We start from the raw sequence: 19,831 nt of genomic DNA, 5'->3' as shown, positions 1-19,831 counted from the left end.
GGCATTTCTTACGTAGGGATGTGATAAATGCCACGGAATTAGCGGTTCGCCTAGTCATAAAACATTGGCTCGGCTAGTCTGCCAGACAACTCAGAAACGGTTTTGTTAATTTTAGACGTATTATAAAGGATATTCATCATGGCTGAAGCAGCACCTCAAGAAGCACAACAGAATTTCACAATTCAACGTATCTTCCTAAAAGATCTTTCTTTTGAAGCGCCGAACTCACCGGACATGTTTCAAAAAGAATGGAACCCAGACGTTAAGCTAGACCTAGACACGCAAAGCCGTGAATTAGGACAAGGCGTATACGAAGTGGTACTTCGTCTAACGGTGACGGTTAAGAACGCAGAAGACACAGCATTCCTTTGTGAAGTTCAACAAGGTGGTATTTTCACAGCTGAGCAAATGGAAGCAGGCCAATTGGCACATTGTCTGGGTGCTTTCTGCCCGAACATTTTGTTCCCTTATGCTCGTGAAACTATCTCTAGCCTTACGATGAAAGGTACGTTCCCACAATTGAACCTAGCACCAGTTAACTTTGATGCATTGTTCATGAACTACCTTCAGCAGCAAGCTCAAACAGAAGACCAAGCTGAAGCGTAATTCGCTGAGTGTTGCAGGGCTATCGCTTTGCAAGAACTAGCAACCTTTTTGAAAATGCACAGCGCTTAGCGATGTGCATTTTTTATTTTCACGGTTAAAGTTAAGCTTTAGAAGATGAAACTCTTAGAAACGAAACATTTAGCTGTGGCTTTCAAACTATGACGTGGTGGTGTTATGAGTAACGCATACGGGAAAGATATTTCAATGACAGTCATTGGCGCGGGATCCTATGGGACCTCGCTGGCCATTTCTTTGGCACGAAACGGTGCAAATGTAGTCATCTGGGGGCACGATCCTGAACATATGGCTCGCTTAGAGGCAGATCGTGCGAACCATGACTTTTTGCCAGGAATCGACTTTCCTGAGTCACTCATTGTTGAATCCGATCTCCAAAAAGCGGTACAAGCTAGCCAAGATCTGTTGATTGTCGTTCCAAGCCATGTGTTTGGTATCGTACTTGAAAGTATGAAGCCGCACCTACGTGAAGACAGCCGTATATGCTGGGCAACGAAAGGGCTAGAGCCTGAAAGCGGTCGCCTTCTAAAAGACGTAGCCAGCGATATCATTGGTGATAGCTACCCTCTAGCGGTACTTTCTGGTCCGACGTTCGCAAAAGAATTAGCGGCTGGAATGCCAACGGCTATTGCTGTTGCATCGACCAATCCGGACTTTGTGACGGAGTTACAAGACAAGATCCACTGCAGTAAAACGTTCCGTGTGTATGCCAATGATGACTTTATTGGGATGCAATTAGGTGGTGCGGTTAAAAATGTGATTGCGATTGGCGCTGGTATGTCGGATGGAATTGGCTTTGGTGCTAATGCCCGAACGGCATTGATCACCCGAGGCTTAGCTGAAATGACTCGCTTAGGTGTCGCTATCGGAGCTAAACCGGATACCTTTATGGGCATGGCGGGGCTTGGTGATTTAGTGCTGACTTGTACCGATAATCAGTCTCGTAACCGTCGCTTTGGCTTGGCATTAGGTCAGGGAAAAGATGTCGAGTCTGCACAAACTGAAATTGGCCAAGTGGTTGAAGGTTATCGTAATACGAAAGAGGTTTGGTTGTTGTCACAAAGAGTCGGTGTTGAGATGCCAATTGTTGACCAAATCTATCAAGTATTGTATCAAGGAAAGGATGCGATGCTTGCTGCGCAAGATCTACTAGCAAGGGATAAAAAAGCAGAGAAACAATAAGCGTTGTAAAATAAGCGCTGAGCCTATGCGTCATTGCTTTATGTATAGCGTTACCTGATGTTATGCAAGATAGTGAAGTTACGACGCACTGCTTTTAAGGCTAGATATTACTCTTAGGACAGAACATGAAACACTGTGAAAAACAAAAAGTATGGCAGTGCATTATAAAAGAAGCGCGTAAGCAGTCGGAAGAAGAACCGATGCTGGCGAGTTTTTATCATGCCACAATCATTAATCATGAAAGCCTAGGGGCGGCATTGAGTTACATTCTTGCGAATAAACTCAAGACCGCGTCTATGCCAGCGATGGCGGTGCGTGAAGTGGTAGAGCAGGCATTTGCTGCTGACCCTTCAATTACAGATGCTGCGGCTTGTGATATTTGTGCCACAGTGAATCGTGACCCTGCTGTCTCTATGTATTCAATGCCGCTTTTGTATCTAAAGGGCTTTCACGCCTTACAGGGCTATCGTGTTGCCAACTGGTTATGGAAGCAAGGTCGCGTGGCATTAGCGACGTATTTACAGAACCAGATCTCAGTGGCGTGCCAAGTGGATATTCACCCAGCGGCATGCATTGGTAAAGGTATCATGCTGGATCACGCGACAGGTATTGTTGTGGGTGAGACGGCAGTGGTCGAAAATGACGTATCGATACTTCAAGATGTGACGTTAGGTGGTACAGGAAAAGAAGGCGGTGATCGTCACCCTAAAATTCGCGAGGGCGTGATGATAGGCGCAGGCGCGAAGATCCTTGGTAATATCGAAGTGGGTATTGGCGCAAAAATAGGTTCGTGCTCAGTGGTACTGCAAGCCGTGCCCGCGCATACCACAGTAGCAGGGGTGCCAGCTAAAATAGTTGGTAAGCCTAAAACGGATATGCCTTCTTTGGATATGGACCAGCAATTTAACGGCAAGTCACAAACATTTGTCGGCGGTGATGGTATTTAAACCTTAGTCACACCACCGATATTGAAATAGAACGGCTCAGAAGTAAAAGCTCAGTGTAAACACTGGGCTTTTCGTATTTTTATCGCATACAAATAGGCCAGCACACCACCGACGACGTTACCCACTGCTACGCCAATAAAGAGCCCTTCCAACGAATACCAGTAATTGCCAATCGCCGCGGCGGGGAGTGTGAATATGAACAAACGCATCGCACTCCACATAAAGGCTTTATTCGGTAAGTGAAGCGCATTGAGTCCGCTGCCGAGCATCATAATAATCCCCTGAAACCCGTAGCTAAACGGCACGACAAGCAAGTAATGCCAAAGGATTTCCCGTACCGCCGCTTCTTGAGAAAACATGGCGGAAATCGGAATGCTGAGTGGCACCATCATAATAAAGACCATCAGCTGAAATAGGATTGAAAAACGCATGCTGAGGAATAACCCTGAGAAACTTCGCTCCGGTTGTTTGGCACCAAAGTTCTGCGACATGAAAGGGGTTAAGGCAGAGCTTAAAGAAATGAGAACCAGAATGAGTAAAGACTCCACTCGCTGCGCCGCGCCATAAGCCGCGATGGCAGCGGTGCCGTGAACGGAGAGCATCTTCATTAAGATAGCGCCAGAAATAGGTGACATTGCCGTGGATAAAGCCGACGGAGTACCAATTTTTAAAATGGCCGCCCAGTCTTTTAGTAGCGCGGCAGGGTTAACTTTTCCTAGCAATTTTTCACGCTTAGTCAGCACAAAAAGCGAACCCAATAACGCGCCAAACCAAGCAAAACCGCTGGCAATGGCCGCGCCCTGAATACCGAGCTCGGGGAATGGACCGATGCCAAAGATAAACAGCGGATCTAAAATGCCGTTTAATACGCCAGAGAGCATCATGATTTTAGCTGGCGTTTTGGTATCGCCCGTGGCTCGAATGGCACTATTGCCTGCCATGGGGATAACCAGCAATGGGATAGTGAGATACCAAATCATCATGTATTGGTCGATGAGCGGAATGATATCGTCGCTGGCGCCTAGCATGCGAAACAGCGGGTCAATGCTAAATAGCCCAACAGTAGAAGCGAGGGTAACCAAAATAACCGCAAGAATGAGGCCATGAGTCGTAAATTGCGCGGCGTTGCGAGTATTACCTTGTCCCAGTAGTCGACCAATGATGGTGGAAAGGCCCACACCAATACCCATGGTGATGCAATTCACTCCAAATGTGACGGGAAAAGTAAAGCTGATTGCAGCGAGTGACTGGGTACCAAGTAAAGCAATGAAGAAGGTATCAACGAGGTTGAAAGCTAAGATTGCCACCATGCCAAACACCATGGGAACCGTCATTTGCTTGAGCACTGTGGGAATAGGGGCAGAGAGCAGCCCGTGCTTATCTTGCATAGAATTCATCGTTGATGAAACAGGGGCTTAGGATACAGGAATTCCCTAAATCGTGCGAGAATCACATGGATCCTTATCTCTTGATGGTGGCAAAGCTCAATTTCGTTATTTTTGTCACAAAATTTTGTCCTCTGCCCCTTGGGATCAACCCAATCGCCCCCAACATAATTATCACAAGCCGAATTAAGGCATTCTCAAGCTAACATATTAATTAATTCAGGAGACACGACCGATGAATATCCGTCCTCTACACGACCGCGTGATCGTTGAGCGCAAAGAAGTTGAATCTAAATCTGCTGGTGGCATCGTTCTTACGGGTTCTGCTGCAGAAAAATCAACACGTGGTACGGTGCTGGCTGTAGGTAATGGCCGCATTTTAGAAAACGGGTCAGTTCAAGCATTGGACGTTAAAGTGGGTGACACGGTTATCTTCGCTGAAGGCTACGGCACAAAAACTGAAAAAATCGACGGCAAAGAAGTCTTGATCATGTCTGAAAATGACATCATGGCTATCGTAGAATAATTAAGTAGACGTTGAGTAATTTTTTACTCTAAACAAGCTATCCACTGAATTTAGATAAGGAAATAAACAATGGCTGCTAAAGACGTTAAGTTTGGCAACGACGCACGAATCAAAATGCTAGAAGGTGTTAATGTTCTAGCTGACGCTGTAAAAGTAACACTGGGTCCTAAAGGCCGTAACGTGGTACTAGACAAATCTTTCGGTGCACCAACGATTACTAAAGATGGTGTCTCTGTTGCGCGTGAAATTGAACTGGAAGACAAATTCCAGAACATGGGCGCACAAATGGTTAAAGAAGTGGCTTCGCAAGCGAATGACGCTGCGGGTGACGGAACCACAACAGCAACAGTACTGGCTCAGTCTATCATTTCTGAAGGTCTAAAAGCCGTTGCTGCGGGCATGAACCCAATGGATCTTAAGCGTGGCATCGACAAAGCGGTTGTTGCTGCAGTTGAAGAGCTAAAAGCCCTATCTGTTGAGTGTAAAGATACTAAAGCGATTGCTCAGGTTGGTACTATTTCTGCAAACTCTGACGCGACAGTGGGTAACATCATTGCTGAAGCGATGGAAAAAGTAGGCCGTGATGGCGTGATTACCGTTGAAGAAGGTCAGGCTCTACAAGATGAGCTAGACGTTGTTGAAGGTATGCAGTTCGACCGTGGTTACCTATCTCCTTACTTCATCAACAACCAAGAAGCTGGCAGTGTTGATCTAGAGAGCCCGTTCATTCTTCTTATCGACAAGAAAGTATCGAATATTCGTGAGCTGCTACCGACACTAGAAGCGGTTGCTAAAGCCTCTCGTCCACTGCTGATCATTGCAGAAGACGTAGAAGGTGAAGCACTAGCAACGTTAGTTGTGAACAACATGCGCGGCATCGTGAAAGTGGCTGCTGTTAAAGCTCCAGGTTTCGGTGATCGTCGTAAGTCTATGCTACAAGATATCGCAATCCTAACGGGCGGCACGGTGATTTCTGAAGAAATCGGCCTAGACCTTGAGAAAGTAACATTAGAAGACCTAGGTCAAGCTAAGCGCGTAACGATCACCAAAGAAAACTCTACCATCATTGATGGCGCGGGTGATGAAGCGATGATTCAAGGTCGTGTCACTCAGATTCGTCAGCAAGTTGAAGACGCGACATCTGATTACGACAAAGAAAAACTTCAAGAGCGCGTAGCGAAACTGGCTGGCGGTGTAGCGGTGATTAAAGTAGGCGCGGCAACAGAAGTTGAAATGAAAGAGAAGAAAGACCGTGTTGAAGATGCACTTCATGCAACACGAGCTGCTGTTGAAGAGGGTGTGGTTGCTGGTGGTGGTGTTGCACTTATCCGCGCAGCATCTAAAGTTGCAGGCCTTGAAGGTGACAACGAAGAGCAAACCGTGGGTATCCGCGTGGCACTTCGCGCAATGGAAGCACCAATTCGTCAAATTACTGCAAACGCAGGTGATGAAGAGTCTGTAGTTGCTAACAACGTGAAAGCAGGTGAAGGTAATTACGGTTACAATGCGGCAACAGGTGAATACGGCGATATGATTGCAATGGGTATCCTAGACCCAACAAAAGTAACGCGTAGTGCACTACAGTTTGCAGCATCGGTTGCGGGTCTTATGATCACAACAGAAGCAATGGTAACTGACGCACCACAAAAAGACGCACCAGCGATGCCTGATATGGGCGGAATGGGTGGCATGCCTGGCATGATGTAAGTGTAAGAAATTGCCGACAGAGCCAGAGGGAAACCTCTGGCTTTTTTGTATCTGCTTCAAAAACAAACAATTGAACGGCTAATATGTTACGGGTTATGACAATTTACTGACATGCGCTATAGTTAGCGGCAATAGCATCGTCTATAGTTATTGATGACGAATGATAATGTCAGTGGAGACAAAAATAATGAAAAAAGTCGTATCAGCCCTTGCAGTGGCAGCAGCACTCTCGATTTCCCCAATGGCGCTAGCAGATAGCACGCCAGTTATGTTTTCATCTTTAAACGGATTTAATGCTCCAGACGCGAATGCGGTTGGTGGTGTGCGTTTATCTGTTCTTCATGGTCAAGTAAATGAAGTAAAGGGTGTCGACTTTTCTGTATTGGGTATGTCTGAAACTCAGCGTACAACGGGTGTAAACTTTGGTCTATTCTTCGGTGCTTCTAAAGTCACTCAAGAAATGAAAGGTGCCTCACTAGGTATTTTTAACTGGAATACAGGTTCAACAACGGGTGTTAACCTTGGTATGGTCAACGTCACTAACGACGTAAAAGGCCTTAACTGGAGTGCGGTAAACTACTCTGAAGGTAACACGATGGCTGATATCGGTATCGCCAGTTTTTCCAAGAAATCTAACTTCCAATTGGGTATCTTTAACAAAACGAATACTATCGATGGTGTTCAGATTGGTCTAATTAACTGTGCAGACAACGGTTTCTTCAAGTGCTTCCCAATTGTTAACTTCGCTAAATAGTTTTGAGTAACTCTGTGTAATCACACGGAGTTAAGTGACAGAGCGTGAGATAAAGCCTCGAACACTCGATGTTTCGGGGCTTTTTTATGCTTGTATTTCTACTTTCTACTTTCTACTTTCTACTTTCTACGTTTACCGCGCCTTTGGAAGGTTTGATGGACACCGCGGCGTAAGCTTTGAAAGCTACTTTCTGCTTTGTCGACACCAAGCAGTATGGTTAAGGCCAGTAACGTTAGGATGATAGAGGCCTTGTAATGCCCCAACCCAATCATCATGCCTAACCCTGCAAGTAGCCAAATGACGGCGGCTGAAGTCACACCGTGAATCTTACCATTTTCAGACATCATGACCCCTGCACCTAAAAAGCCGACACCAGTAATGATTTGTCCTAATACTCGAGCTTGGTCAAGGGTATTTGGGGATAAGGATATAGCCATCGACATGAAGAGGTAGGTGCCAGAGAGCACTAAAATGGATGTTCGGATGCCAACGGGTTTGCCACGAGTTTGCCTTTCAAGGCCAATAAGAGTGCCATTAAGCATACAACATGCTAGTGCCTGCCATGAAAATGGCCCTAAATCGAAAAATGCTGCTAATTCCACAAATACGCTCCCCCAAAAAAAAGCAGTATCTGTTTATTAGACCGGGCAGGCGAACAAATAAATTTTGTCGAGACGAAAAACGTTACTCAAGGTGAAGGTCGAGTGGTGTCTTGCTGGTTTTACCTCCTTCTTCACGAGTGAGTTTTGGGACTAAATAGCCAGAGACTCGCTCGATTAATCCATGCATTAGCCGTTTGGCGTCATGATCGTCGACAAAGTAATGCGCTGCGCCTTGCACTTTATCCAGAACGTGCAGATAGTAGGGCAGTATGCCACTATTAAATAATGCATGACTCAGCGCGACTTGGCTCTCAACACTGTCATTGATGCCTTTTAGTAACACGCTTTGATTAAGCACGGTGACGCCAGCTCGCTTAATCTGTTGTATCGCCCGCGACAGGGCTGGATTAATTTCATTAGCATGATTGATGTGTGTAACCAGAACGGTATTCAATCGAGTTTCTTGCAACATCTCACACAGTGACTCTGTGATTCGGTCAGGAATAACAACAGGCAAACGTGAGTGAATACGCAGTGTGTTAACGTGCGAGATAGATTCTATATGCTGGATAAGCCATTCGATATCTTTGTCTTTCGCCATTAATGGATCGCCACCAGAGAGAATGACTTCGTTGATTTCTGGTTGGTTGGCAATATAGTCCAGAGCGAACTGCCAGTTTGCTTTGTTGCCCTTATTTTCTTCATAAGGGAAGTGGCGTCGGAAGCAATAGCGGCAGTTAACCGCGCAGCCACCTTTGACTATCATTAGCGCACGGCTTTTGTACTTGTGCAGTAATCCGGGTACCACCGCACCTTGTTCTTCTAGTGGGTCCTCTGAGTACCCAGCATGGACTTCGAACTCTTGGCTCAATGGCAACACTTGTTGTAAGAGCGGGTCGTACGGGTTGCCTTTTTCCATTCGTTCGACAAAGCTTTGAGGGACACGCATAGGAAATAATTTCCGTGCACGTAAGCCGCTTTCCCATGGCGCGGTATCAATTTCCAGCTGTTTAAGCAATTGATACGGGTCTGAGATCGCATTGGATAGCTGTTTGAGCCAGTTTTGCTCAACAGAAACAAGATTTCGGGTTATGATAGGCGACATTAAATTTTAACTCGAAGAATACTAAGAGGATACAATGGCTACTGTTAGCACTAATGAATTTAAAGGCGGTTTGAAATTAATGCTGGATAACGAGCCTTGCGTGATTCTAGAAAATGAATACGTGAAGCCAGGTAAAGGTCAAGCATTTAACCGTGTTAAAATTCGTAAACTACTGTCTGGTAAGGTGTTAGAGAAAACATTTAAGTCAGGCGAGAGCTTTGAAGTCGCTGACGTCATGGATATCGATCTAGATTACCTATACTCAGACGGTGAATTCTACCACTTTATGAACAATGAAACATTCGAACAAATCGCTGCAGACGTAAAAGCGGTAGGTGACAATGCGAAATGGTTGGTAGAAAACAACCCTTGTATGATTACACTTTGGAATGGTACGCCGATTTCTGTCACGCCAGCTAACTTTGTTGAGCTAGAAGTTACAGAAACGGATCCGGGTTTAAAAGGTGATACACAAGGTACAGGCGGTAAGCCTGCGACACTAACAACGGGTGCCGTTGTACGTGTTCCACTATTTATTCAAATCGGTGAAGTGGTAAAAGTTGACACTCGTACTGCGGAATATGTAGGCCGTGTTAAGTAATATTACTTTCGAGATTAAAAAGGTCGCTTAGGCGACCTTTTTTTATTTTTGGGACATATGCTATGTCGGGGTCATAGTGGGCGTTATTCTTGTGGGCGCCAACTTAATGCACTCGCAACCGTACCTAGCGCAAGGGTGTTCATGTCTGCATCGGGTAAGTTGGCCAGTGTTTGAAGGGTTATCGCACCATTGGTTTGCGCGGCGGCAATTTCTTGGCTGCCCCTGCTAAAACGATAACCAAGCGGATTGTCGACACTCATCAGCAGTCCCTCACCATCGTGAATAGACTCAACGTTAAAGTGCGTGCAGCCAAGTCGAATAAATCCGATCTCTTTCTTCGCTGTTGATAGACTGATGGCTTCAGATTTTCTTGCCACCTCATATTCACCAACGGCTTGACCCGCTTCACTGATCTGACAAAGGTAGGGGCCGTTACCGCCAAACGAAAAACTGCCGATGTCGACGCTCGTACCACCGCCACTGCAAATCAACGTCCAAGTCTCCCCACCGTCCGTGCGAGTGACCTCTGCAACCATATCCCCTTCTTTACTGTTGATGGTATTAAACCAAGAGCTGGTGGAAGCGCTACGTGAATATTTTCCGTGATAGAGACCAGCAATATCAAATGAACCTTCGGGACCGAACCCCCAAAAAGTACCATCGGTTTTTAGTGTGAGTTCTGGTTGTGTTGAAATCGCATCTGATTTTTTCATATTAACGGTGCTACCACACCCAAAAAGAGCACTTGAAATAACCAGTGCGCAAATAGACTTTTTCATTGTTACATCTCTTTTTTATTATAAATCGGCGCGGATTGTATAGGGGGAGGGAATGAAGGGATGTAAGAGATTGTCTGAATGAATTATGAGTCACACACTGCTAGATAATAAAAAGGGTAGCGAATTCGCTACCCTTTTTTGGCATTTTGACCGTTAAATCATTTTGATCGTTAAATCATAAAGATAAAGATCACTGCCAATGCACTAATAAGACCGGCAAAGAAATAGCACGCAATCTTACCTGCTACACCTGCGTGAATTTTTAGATCATGCATACCATGGTGAAGACGGTGCATCGCATGCCACATTGGTAGGGCGAGTGTCGCGATGACAAATAGAGCACCGATAAAGCTAGTGGCAAATCCAGCCACGCGCTCATAGCTTAATGCTTCTGCGTCAATGATACCCATGGGTACTAGGATGCCAAGGACAAGAATGGTCACAGGAGTAATCATGGCAAACCATGAGCCGCCTGCACCAAATAGTCCCCACCATACGGGTTCGTCTGAACGTTTAGGGTTTTGGTTAATCACAGTGGTCTCCTTAGACGATAATCAGCACAATAAGAGAAATCGCTGCAACGGCAGCCCATTGCGCTAGCACGATGGTTTTCTTTTCTACCGCTTTACCTTTTAATTTAATCGGCATGACTTGAGGCATCATGCTAAAAAAGGTTTGAGCGTGGAATAAGCTACCTGCGAGCGCAACAATGTTGATGGCAATCACAATAGGGTTAGCCATAAATGCCAACCAACCTTGCCAAGCTTCTGGTCCCTTCACTAACGCTCCTAAACCAAAGGTTAGGAAAATCGTAAATAGAATCAGTGGTAACACTGTCGCTTCACGTAGCATGTAGAACCGGTAGAAAGGATGATTTTTCCACCAAGTGCGTTTTATTTCTCGAACGTAAGGTTTTCTATTGCTCATGGTTATGCCTCCACATTCTTTGGTGAACCATCCGGCTTGAGCATGGCAATAACAAAGTCTTTTGAAGATTCAATTTTGCCTTGGTTTACCGCAGCCGCTGGATCGACATTTTTAGGACAAACATCCGAGCAATAGCCGACAAAGGTACAACCCCATGCGCCATTTTCTCCATTAATGAGCGCCATACGTTCGCTCTTGCCATTATCGCGACTGTCAAGGTTATAGCGATGGGCGAGTGTCAGAGCAGCAGGACCAATAAATTCAGGGTTTAATCCGAATTGAGGGCACGCCGCGTAGCAGAGCCCACAGTTGATACAGCCGGCAAACTGTTTGTACTTCGCCATTTGTTCTGGCGTTTGTAAGTTTGCGCCATCTTCCGGGGTACGGTCATTACCAATGATATAAGGTTTAATGGCTTCTAGGCGCTCAATAAAGGGCGTCATGTCGACAATTAAATCTTTCTCGATTGGGAAGTTTGCGAGTGGCTCGATTTTTACGCCACCCGTGTAGTCTCGTAAGAAGCTTTTACACGCTAACTTAGGGACACCGTTTACCATGATGCCGCAAGAGCCACAAATCGCCATGCGACAAGACCAACGATAAGACAAATCTTTGTCTAGGTTGTCTTTGATATAGCCAATAGCATCAAGGACTGACATAGTCTCATCAAATGGGACATCAAACATCTGCATGCGAGGCTCAGAGTCTTTCTCCGGGTCGTAACGCATGATTTCTACTTTTTGAATGCGATTTGCTGACATTATGCTTGCTCCTCTGCATTGTTTTCTTTAGCAGCTTTTGCTTCTGCAGCGGCGGCTTTCTCAGCAGCTTCACCGTAAAGGCGCGCTTTAGGTTGAGACTTAGTGATTTTTACATCGCTATAATCAATACTCGGTGCGCTGTCTTCTTGGAAGAAAGCTAGAGAGTGTTTTAAGAAGTTTTCATCATCGCGCTCTGTGCAACCATCGTCTAAACGCTGGTGCGCACCACGAGATTCTTTACGCAGGATAGCGGAGTGCGCCATAGCTTCTGCTACCTCAAGACCGTAACCAACTTCGATGGCGTAAAGTAAGTCTGTGTTGAAGACTTTGCCTTTATCCTTAATACCGATGTTTTTATAACGCTGCTTAAGTTCGGCTATTTTTTCAAGCGTGGCTTGCATTAAGTCTTCTTGACGGTAGATGCCACAACCCGCTTCCATGGTATGACCCATTTCAGTGCGGATATCTGCCCAGTTTTCGTCGCCATCTTGGCTGAGTAGGGCAGCAATACGCGCTTCAACGGCTTCTACTTGTTTTGCAATGGCTGCGTCATCCCAGCCTTTAAAGGCTTGCGCACGTTCAACGGCTTGCTCTCCGGCAACACGACCAAACACAACAAACTCAGCCAGTGAGTTGGAGCCCAGTCGGTTTGCACCGTGAAGGCCAACGGATGCACATTCACCGACGGCGAATAAACCTTGTATACGCGTTTCACATTGACCGTTGGTCTCAATACCACCCATGGTGTAGTGGACGGTTGGTCTAATTGGGATTGGCTCTTTGGCTGGATCAACGTTGACGTAAGCTTTGGCAAGTTCACAGATAAACGGTAGACGTTCTTGCAAGTATTCTTCGCCAAGGTGACGCAAGTCTAGGTGAACCACGTCACCCAGTGGGTGCTTAATGGTATTGCCTTTTTGCTGCTCATGCCAAAAGGCTTGAGACACTTTGTCACGAGGACCCAGTTCCATGTATTTGTTTTTTGGCTCGCCTACTGGTGTCTCCGGACCCATGCCGTAATCTTGTAGGTAACGGTAGCCGTTCTTGTTGACGATAATACCGCCTTCACCACGACAACCTTCGGTCATTAGGATGCCAGTGCCAGGAAGCCCGGTTGGGTGGTATTGCACGAATTCCATATCACGTAGTGGCACACCATGGCGATAAGCCATGGCCATGCCATCGCCAGTCACAATACCGCCGTTAGTGTTACAGTGATAAACACGACCTGCGCCACCTGTTGCGAGTACCACAGACTTCGCTTTAATGGTCACGAGTTCGCCTTCCGACATATGAATGGCAATCAGACCTTGGACTTCGCCTTCTACAACAAGTAGATCAACTACAAAGTACTCATCAAATCGTTTGATTTGGTCATACTTCATTGAGGTCTGAAATAGCGTATGTAGCATATGGAAGCCTGTTTTATCTGCGGCAAACCAGGTTCGTTCCACTTTCATGCCACCAAAACGACGAACGTTGACTTCGCCATTTTCTTTTCGACTCCAAGGGCAGCCCCATTGCTCCATTTGGATCATTTCTTTGGTTGCGCTTTTTACGAAATACTCAACAACATCCTGTTCACAAAGCCAGTCACCACCACCAACGGTATCGTTGAAGTGATTGTCTAGGCTATCTTCATCCTTGATTACAGCGGCAGAGCCACCCTCAGCCGCGACCGTGTGCGATCGCATCGGGTAAACTTTTGAGATAAGAGCAACTTCCATATCAGGATTTGCTTCAGCGGCTGCAATAGCAGTTCGAAGACCAGCGCCACCAGCGCCGATGACTGCGATATCTGTGGTTATTGTCTTCACAGTTATCCTCCAGTGTGAGAGCGAGTTGAACTCGCGAGTGATAATTAGCGCTTAAATAAGCAGATAAAAACTAAGGGCTATAGTAGATAAGGTGCAGGGTAAAAAAATTGATTGAGTTAGGTTTTTTCAACGGAAATGCAAAGAGAGGCATAGTATTTATATGATGTGTGATTAACGTCACTTATAATCGTGGGATATCTTTAAATTTGTACAATTATCAATAACTACAGCTAATGAGTTTGATTATGATTTACAGCGACTGGCAGCCAACAGCATCAATACCTTTGCTAAAAAAACGTGCAGAGATTATTCACAACATACGTCAATTTTTCTTATCAAGGGATGTCATGGAAGTGGAGACGCCAGCTATGAGTCATGCCACGGTGACGGATGTGCATTTACAAACGTTTGATACCGAATTTGTTGGGCCTGGTTATGCCGATGGCAGACGCTTATATTTTATGACTAGCCCTGAATTTCATATGAAGCGATTGCTGGCGGCGGGGAGTGGCTGTATCTATCAGATCGCGAAGGCGTTTCGTAATGAAGAGAGTGGTCGATACCACAATCCAGAATTTACTATGTTGGAATGGTATCGCGTTGGGTTTGACCATCATCAGCTGATGGATGAAATGGATGAACTACTGATGCAGGTATTAAAGGGAGAGAAAGCACAGCGAATGACGTATCAACAAGCGTTTATTCAAGCTCTATCCGTCTGTCCACTCACCGCTTCTATGTCTGAACTTCGAGCTGCTGCCGGGACGTTAGGCTTGTCTGATATTGCTGACAGTGAAGAGGACCGAGATACTTTATTGCAATTGTTGTTTAGCATCGGCGTCGAAACCAAGATTGGTTTGAATTCTCCTGCTTTTGTCTATGACTTTCCAGCTTCACAAGCGGCATTGGCGAAAGTGAATGCCAATGACACAAGGGTGGCCGATCGCTTTGAGGTGTATTTTAAGGGCATCGAACTTGCCAACGGTTTCCATGAGTTGGATAACCCTAAAGAGCAACTAGCTCGCTTTGAACAAGATAACCAAAAGAGGGTAACAATGGGCTTACCTGTCCAACCGATTGATCATCACTTGATTGCGGCATTAGAGGCAGGGTTACCACAATGTGCGGGCGTAGCATTAGGTATTGATCGGCTGATAATGTTGGCTATCGGTGCTGACCATATCGATCAAGTGACGGCTTTTCCATTTCCGATAGCATAATGCCCACAAGCTTTAGCGGTTGTATGCTTGTTCGCTTAACTGACGAGTATTCCCGTCCCTGTGACGGCGAGCAATGCACCGAACCAAGCGTAGCGGTTAGGTCGTTGCTTGGTGTATAGCCATAGCAGCGGTAATACCATGATGGGTGTTGTCGAAGAAAGCAGCGCTACCATGCCGACATTACCAGTTTGCAGTGCGAAGAGTATGAGCGTCATGCCAACAGCCATGGCTAGAAACCCGTTTAATGCAGTAATGCCGAAGATGGGCAGGGTAATGGGGTGGATACTTTTGGCAAGTCTTGCCCCGGTTAACCAAAATAGGCTATGGGCAATAAATGCCGTAATCATACGAATCGCGGATGCGGCAACGGGGTCGATAGCCGTTTGCATAACGGGCTTTGCGATGATCCCCCCAAGTGCCTGACACAGTGCCGCGGTAATACCGAGTGCAACACCAACCCAAACGTTTCCTTGAATGTCTTCTAAGCGATTTACGGAAGATTTAGCTTGTCTACGACCAAAAAAAATCGCGGTGGCGACGCCTGAAAACACGAAAGCCGACCCCATCAGTTCAACTGAGCTCATGGTTTCAGAAAAAAGAAAGTAACCGAGTATGGCGGAGAACACCGCATGACAAGAGAACAGCAAACCCGCTTGACGTGGTCCCATTCGATTTAAGCAAGCAAATAAGGCGGTATCACCAATAAAGATCCCGATAAGTCCCGATAGCGCCATTGGGGTGATGTGCGCATAGGCAACGCTTCCCCAGCCATTCGTGAGCAGCGCCATCGTAGTGAGAATGCAGGCAGTGCATCCCATCCTCCATCGGCTATAGGCAAAAGACCCAAGATGGCGCGCTGGTGTGACAGAAATAATGCTGGAAACCGCCCACAAAAAGGCGGCAATAAGCGCAAACCACTCAAACCCCATGAGTTTCCCTATTCAATTCGAAATCCTATCGTTAAACAGGTTGTACTATGCGCTCTAGTAAAGTGCAATGAAATCCCCCCGCTAGGGTGGATTTCATTGCTGCCAAGGGACTTAACTAAGTTCAATAAGGCGTTTAGGTCAGGATCCAAGTTGCGAGATAGACGATGAGTAGGCCAACAACACCAAGGATGAGCCCCATTTTTGCCATGTCTTTGCTTTCAATCAGACCGGTAGAGTAGGCAAGAGAGTTTGGTGGGGTGGAGACAGGAAGAATCATCCCTAACGATGCCGAAAATGCGACCACGACTAACAGCCCTTGTAAACCACCAATAGTGGCAAGGCTTTCCATTGAGGCACCGATCGCCGCGGCAATCGGCATGAGTAAGTTAGCGGTAGCGGTATTCGACATGAAGTTAGCCATTAACCAACAGACGACAGAAAGCGTTAGCACCACAGCCATGGGCGAGAGTGATTCATAGTCGATGGCGTGGGCAAGGGCGACGGCGAGTCCGGTTTTATCTAAGCCAATGCCGATCGCGATACCCCCCGCAACTAACCAAAGCACATCCCAGTTAATGAGTTTAAGCTCTTCCTTACCCATGATCCCTGTCAGAGTAAACACAGCAAGAGGAATGATGGAAACGACGTAGGTATTCATGCCATGTAACTTGGTTGTCATCCAAAGCAGAATGGTGGTGGCGAAGGTAGCGTACACGACGATGGCTCGCCAGTTCTTCTGGAATGTCCCATTGAGTTTTAGCACCATCTTATCTTGTGAGGATGGGAAGAAGCGTTGTAATAAAAACCATGCAATGGTCAGTTGAATGATGACAAAAGGTAGCCCCATCATCATCCACTGTAGGAAGTCGATGGTGTTTTCCCCGGTTAGATATTGTAAAGCTATTGCATTGGGCGGCGTTCCTATCGGTGTTGCTATTCCCCCGGTGTTTGCGGCAATAGGAATACATAACACTAAGGCCTTGATACCAATGTCGCCTTTAGGTGCAGAAGCAACAATGGGACCAAGCAATGCCAACATCATCACGGTGGTGGCGGTATTCGACATAAACATCGAAAAGACAGCGGTGATCAGCATTAACCCCAGCATGATAAATTTCGGCTGTTGACCAAATGGTTTAAGTAAGACGCGAGCGAGGTTGTTGTCGAGTTCGTATTTAGACGCGGCAATCGCTAAGGCAAAGCCACCCATAAATAAAATAATAATAGGCGATGAAAAAGCGCTAAAGATGTCGGTGTATTTCATCAATTCACCTAAGTCGTGCCCTGCTGGTGGCGTGCGAAATAGGTGTAATCCTTTATCTGAAAGCATGACTAGCTCTAAGGCAATGATCAGAATTGAGGTGGCAAAAACAGGAACTGGCTCTAGAACCCAGAGTAGTGCAGCAAGCAAGAAAATAGCGAGTAGTCGATGCTGAATAAGCGTGAGATCGTCGATGGGGATGGCATCAATAGGCATCATTAGCACACCAAGGGGAACCATAAAGCAGATCAGGAGCCGGATCAAAACCCCGTTATTTATCTTGGGCATAGGCAGTATTATCTCAAATCTAAAGTTATCTACTAAATAGATTAAAAGATAATCATCACAGGGTCTTCGACTGAGGTTAGAGTTTTGAAAACATAGAGGATTTTTTGGTGAGATTATTGTCTTACGTCAACAATTAGCATCAAGCAGAACAATTAAGAGAACTGAGGTTAAGGCAATAAAAAACGGTGCAAATTTGCACCGTTTCTTTTGACTGGTCTAGTTATTTACATACTTAGCTAATTAACTGTCGTTACGTTCAGCCGCATGAGCATAAGGTGTGCCCATAACGGTAGGGGCGGTATTTACCATGGTCTCATCAAAACGGATGCTATTGTGGGCAAATAGGTTAATGACCGTTGAACCTAGCTTAAAGCGACCCATTTCTTCACCCTTTTTCAACACAACAGACTTAGTACCTTCCGCAGGATAGTCCCAAGTGTGAACTGAGCTGCCAGTTGGCGGTGTTACCGTACCCGCCCAAATTAGCTCAATGCTGCCGACAATCGTAGCGCCAACAAGGACTTGCGCCATTGGGCCAAACTCAGTATCAAAGATACATACGACACGCTCGTTGCGGGCAAACAGGTTTGGTACATTCTCTGCTGTGAGCGGGTTGACCGAAAATAGGTCACCAGGTACATAAATCATTTGGCGCAATGTACCGTCGCATGGCATGTGTACGCGGTGGTAGTCGCGAGGAGAAAGGTACAGCGTTGCGAATTCGCCATCGGTAAACTCTTTAGCGAGGTCTTCACTTCCACCCAACAGTTCTTGTGCGGTGTAGTGATGGTTTTTAGCTTGAATTAACTTACCGTCTTCAATGGGACCAAATTGGCTCACGCATGCATCCGCTGGGTGTGTGATAACAGAATCACCCTCTGTAATTGGTCGAATGCCAGGCTTGAGTTCACGAACGAAAAACTCGTTAAAAGTTTCGAAGTGAGCCGGATCTGAGTACAAAGCCTCATCTAAATTGACGTTATATTGTTTTACAAACCAACGAATGATAGCTGTCGTTAGACCACCAGCTTTTGCTGATGCTAGTTTACCGACTAAACGGGTCAAACCGTGTTTTGGTATCCAATATTGAAGTCCAACTTTAATCTTATCCATTGCTTATTATTCCAACATTAATTGAGTATTTCTAATTCAGGGCGCGAGATATTAATGTAAATCTCACGAAATGTCAGTACTTAGTCTCATTCCAGTGCTGACATTGTGTGTGATGACAAACTAGCGGCATAGCGACAAACTTAGATTTTAATCAGCCAAGATCCGCTTTTTTATTACGCGAATATTGTCGATTGGCTTTGTTTTCACCCATGCTTTCCAAAATGCGGTGGTAGTTATCAAAACGGCCTTTATCGATATTACCATTTTCAACCGCTTCACGGAGAATGCAGCCAGGATCATCTAAGTGTTTGCAGTCTCTAAATTTACAGCCACCAAGGTAAGGACGAAACTCGACAAAAGCTTCAGTAATCTCGTGAGATTCTAAGTGCCAAAGCCCAAATTCGCGAACCCCAGGAGAGTCGATAAGATCGCCTCCTGATGGGAAGTGGTAGAGCCTGGCGGCCGTGGTGGTGTGCTGGCCTAATCCTGAGTTTTCAGAGATAACGCCCTCTTCAATTTCCAGTTCAGGCATGAGTGCATTGACTAGGCTTGATTTACCTACCCCAGATTGCCCAACAAAGATGTTTACTTTATCTTTGAGGTAGCTTTCCAGTTCTTGGATTCCTTCACCAGTTTCTTTACTGACAAAAGCAACATCATAACCAATGCGCTTGTAAGCGTTCATAGAGGCATAGATACCCGCTTTGTCTTCTTCCGAAATCAGATCAACCTTGTTTAGAACCAGTAACGGCGCGATTTGCAATGTTTCTGATGCAACAAGGTAACGGTCGATGATATTAAACGATAAATCCGGCGCAATGGCAGAGACAATAACCATTTGGTCAACGTTGGCTGCAACGGGCTTTAGGCCATCGTAATAGTCTGGGCGTGTGAGAATGGAGCTGCGTGGTTCGACGGCTTCTACAACACCAGAAATGCCATGCATTGACTCAATGCCTACACGCCATTTTACGTGATCGCCAGAGACGAGAGACTCAATTCCACGTCGTAAATTACAACGATGAACCTCTTGAGTTTCAAGATCTTCAATGTCGGCATGTTGACCAAAACGAGTAATCACTAAACCTTGTTTGACCGCACCTAGCATGGTTTCATCCCACTGAACGGTCTCTTCTTGTTTAAGTTTCTTGCTTTGGTTGCTGCGTACTCGACGCACTTGGCCTTTGGTTAATTTTTTCTTTTTCGCCACGATATTCTATGATGCCAATGCATCAAACCATTTGGGTTACTGAAATTTATTTCGGTATAGTACCTCTTTTAGCGGAAAACAAATAGACGAGGGCGA

At 45.9% G+C, this 19,831-nt stretch carries 20 protein-coding genes; 8 read left to right on the top strand and 12 right to left on the bottom strand.

Features of this window, described 5'->3' with window-relative positions:
• The first annotated feature begins 138 nt into the window (after window positions 1-138).
• From secB to cysE, 3 genes are all read left to right on the top strand, one after another.
• Complete coding sequence (gene secB, locus M9196_RS16860) at window positions 139-606, top strand: protein-export chaperone SecB (RefSeq protein WP_250618683.1); 468 nt, start codon at window positions 139-141, stop codon at window positions 604-606.
• 174 nt (window positions 607-780) lie between these two features.
• Window positions 781-1,803: an NAD(P)H-dependent glycerol-3-phosphate dehydrogenase gene (gpsA, locus tag M9196_RS16855; protein ID WP_250618682.1), complete on the top strand. Its 1,023-nt coding sequence runs from the start codon at window positions 781-783 to the stop codon at window positions 1,801-1,803.
• 125 nt (window positions 1,804-1,928) lie between these two features.
• Window positions 1,929-2,750: a serine O-acetyltransferase gene (cysE, locus tag M9196_RS16850; RefSeq protein WP_250618681.1), complete on the top strand. Its 822-nt coding sequence runs from the start codon at window positions 1,929-1,931 to the stop codon at window positions 2,748-2,750.
• A 50-nt stretch (window positions 2,751-2,800) separates the two neighbouring features.
• On the opposite strand, the gene M9196_RS16845 is transcribed toward cysE, so the two are convergent.
• Complete coding sequence (locus tag M9196_RS16845; protein ID WP_250618680.1) at window positions 2,801-4,147, bottom strand: MATE family efflux transporter; 1,347 nt, start codon at window positions 4,145-4,147, stop codon at window positions 2,801-2,803.
• A 223-nt stretch (window positions 4,148-4,370) separates the two neighbouring features.
• Here M9196_RS16845 and M9196_RS16840 point away from each other — a divergent pair, with 223 nt between their 5' ends.
• The 3 genes from M9196_RS16840 (at window position 4,371) to M9196_RS16830 (ending at window position 7,122) form a co-directional block, all read left to right on the top strand.
• The gene (locus M9196_RS16840) at window positions 4,371-4,661 is read left to right on the top strand and encodes a co-chaperone GroES (RefSeq protein WP_102471149.1); all 291 of its coding nucleotides are present in this window, start codon (window positions 4,371-4,373) and stop codon (window positions 4,659-4,661) included.
• 69 nt (window positions 4,662-4,730) lie between these two features.
• Window positions 4,731-6,368, top strand: coding sequence for a chaperonin GroEL (gene groL, locus M9196_RS16835; RefSeq protein ID WP_250618679.1), 1,638 nt, complete (start codon window positions 4,731-4,733; stop codon window positions 6,366-6,368).
• Window positions 6,369-6,555: 187 nt separating this feature from the next.
• On the top strand, window positions 6,556-7,122 hold the full coding sequence (locus M9196_RS16830) for a VC2662 family protein (RefSeq protein ID WP_250618678.1): 567 nt from the start codon (window positions 6,556-6,558) through the stop codon (window positions 7,120-7,122).
• 119 nt (window positions 7,123-7,241) lie between these two features.
• On the opposite strand, the gene M9196_RS16825 is transcribed toward M9196_RS16830, so the two are convergent.
• Both M9196_RS16825 and epmB read right to left on the bottom strand, forming a co-directional pair.
• Window positions 7,242-7,724, bottom strand: coding sequence for an MgtC/SapB family protein (locus M9196_RS16825; protein ID WP_250618677.1), 483 nt, complete (start codon window positions 7,722-7,724; stop codon window positions 7,242-7,244).
• An 82-nt stretch (window positions 7,725-7,806) separates the two neighbouring features.
• Complete coding sequence (gene epmB, locus M9196_RS16820) at window positions 7,807-8,829, bottom strand: EF-P beta-lysylation protein EpmB (protein ID WP_250618676.1); 1,023 nt, start codon at window positions 8,827-8,829, stop codon at window positions 7,807-7,809.
• A 34-nt stretch (window positions 8,830-8,863) separates the two neighbouring features.
• On the opposite strand from epmB, the gene efp reads away from it, so the two are divergent.
• Window positions 8,864-9,430 carry an elongation factor P gene (gene efp, locus M9196_RS16815; RefSeq protein ID WP_250618675.1) on the top strand — a complete coding sequence of 189 codons (567 nt, stop codon included), beginning with the start codon at window positions 8,864-8,866 and terminating at the stop codon, window positions 9,428-9,430.
• 83 nt (window positions 9,431-9,513) lie between these two features.
• Here efp and M9196_RS16810 read toward each other — a convergent pair whose 3' ends face one another.
• The 5 genes from M9196_RS16810 to frdA form a co-directional block, all read right to left on the bottom strand.
• The gene (locus M9196_RS16810) at window positions 9,514-10,209 is read right to left on the bottom strand and encodes a VV20781 family protein (protein ID WP_250618674.1); all 696 of its coding nucleotides are present in this window, start codon (window positions 10,207-10,209) and stop codon (window positions 9,514-9,516) included.
• A gap of 170 nt (window positions 10,210-10,379) precedes the next feature.
• Window positions 10,380-10,742, bottom strand: coding sequence for a fumarate reductase subunit FrdD (gene frdD, locus M9196_RS16805; RefSeq protein ID WP_250618673.1), 363 nt, complete (start codon window positions 10,740-10,742; stop codon window positions 10,380-10,382).
• A 10-nt stretch (window positions 10,743-10,752) separates the two neighbouring features.
• A complete protein-coding gene (frdC, locus tag M9196_RS16800) occupies window positions 10,753-11,136 on the bottom strand; it encodes a fumarate reductase subunit FrdC (protein WP_250618672.1) in 384 nt (127 codons plus the stop codon).
• 2 nt (window positions 11,137-11,138) lie between these two features.
• Window positions 11,139-11,897 (bottom strand): succinate dehydrogenase/fumarate reductase iron-sulfur subunit, encoded by a 759-nt coding sequence (locus M9196_RS16795; RefSeq protein WP_250618671.1) that lies wholly within the window; start codon window positions 11,895-11,897, stop codon window positions 11,139-11,141.
• Window positions 11,897-13,714, bottom strand: coding sequence for a fumarate reductase (quinol) flavoprotein subunit (gene frdA, locus M9196_RS16790; protein WP_250618670.1), 1,818 nt, complete (start codon window positions 13,712-13,714; stop codon window positions 11,897-11,899). The genes M9196_RS16795 and frdA overlap by 1 nt, the downstream gene beginning before the upstream one ends.
• Before the next feature lie 248 nt (window positions 13,715-13,962).
• Here frdA and epmA point away from each other — a divergent pair, with 248 nt between their 5' ends.
• Window positions 13,963-14,934 (top strand): elongation factor P--(R)-beta-lysine ligase, encoded by a 972-nt coding sequence (gene epmA / locus M9196_RS16785; RefSeq protein ID WP_250618764.1) that lies wholly within the window; start codon window positions 13,963-13,965, stop codon window positions 14,932-14,934.
• 35 nt (window positions 14,935-14,969) lie between these two features.
• Here the strand turns inward: epmA and M9196_RS16780 are convergent, their stop codons facing one another.
• From M9196_RS16780 to rsgA, 4 genes are all read right to left on the bottom strand, one after another.
• Window positions 14,970-15,863, bottom strand: coding sequence for a DMT family transporter (locus M9196_RS16780; protein ID WP_250618669.1), 894 nt, complete (start codon window positions 15,861-15,863; stop codon window positions 14,970-14,972).
• A gap of 133 nt (window positions 15,864-15,996) precedes the next feature.
• The gene (locus tag M9196_RS16775) at window positions 15,997-17,412 is read right to left on the bottom strand and encodes an SLC13 family permease (RefSeq protein ID WP_250618668.1); all 1,416 of its coding nucleotides are present in this window, start codon (window positions 17,410-17,412) and stop codon (window positions 15,997-15,999) included.
• Window positions 17,413-17,652: 240 nt separating this feature from the next.
• Window positions 17,653-18,525 carry an archaetidylserine decarboxylase gene (gene asd / locus M9196_RS16770; protein ID WP_250618667.1) on the bottom strand — a complete coding sequence of 291 codons (873 nt, stop codon included), beginning with the start codon at window positions 18,523-18,525 and terminating at the stop codon, window positions 17,653-17,655.
• A 151-nt stretch (window positions 18,526-18,676) separates the two neighbouring features.
• A complete protein-coding gene (rsgA, locus tag M9196_RS16765; RefSeq protein WP_250618666.1) occupies window positions 18,677-19,735 on the bottom strand; it encodes a small ribosomal subunit biogenesis GTPase RsgA in 1,059 nt (352 codons plus the stop codon).
• Window positions 19,736-19,831 lie beyond the last annotated feature (96 nt).

This window comes from Vibrio methylphosphonaticus (genome assembly GCF_023634655.1).
In the GTDB taxonomy this organism is placed as follows: domain Bacteria; phylum Pseudomonadota; class Gammaproteobacteria; order Enterobacterales; family Vibrionaceae; genus Vibrio; species Vibrio methylphosphonaticus.
This window is presented reverse-complemented; position numbering and strand designations above follow the sequence as displayed.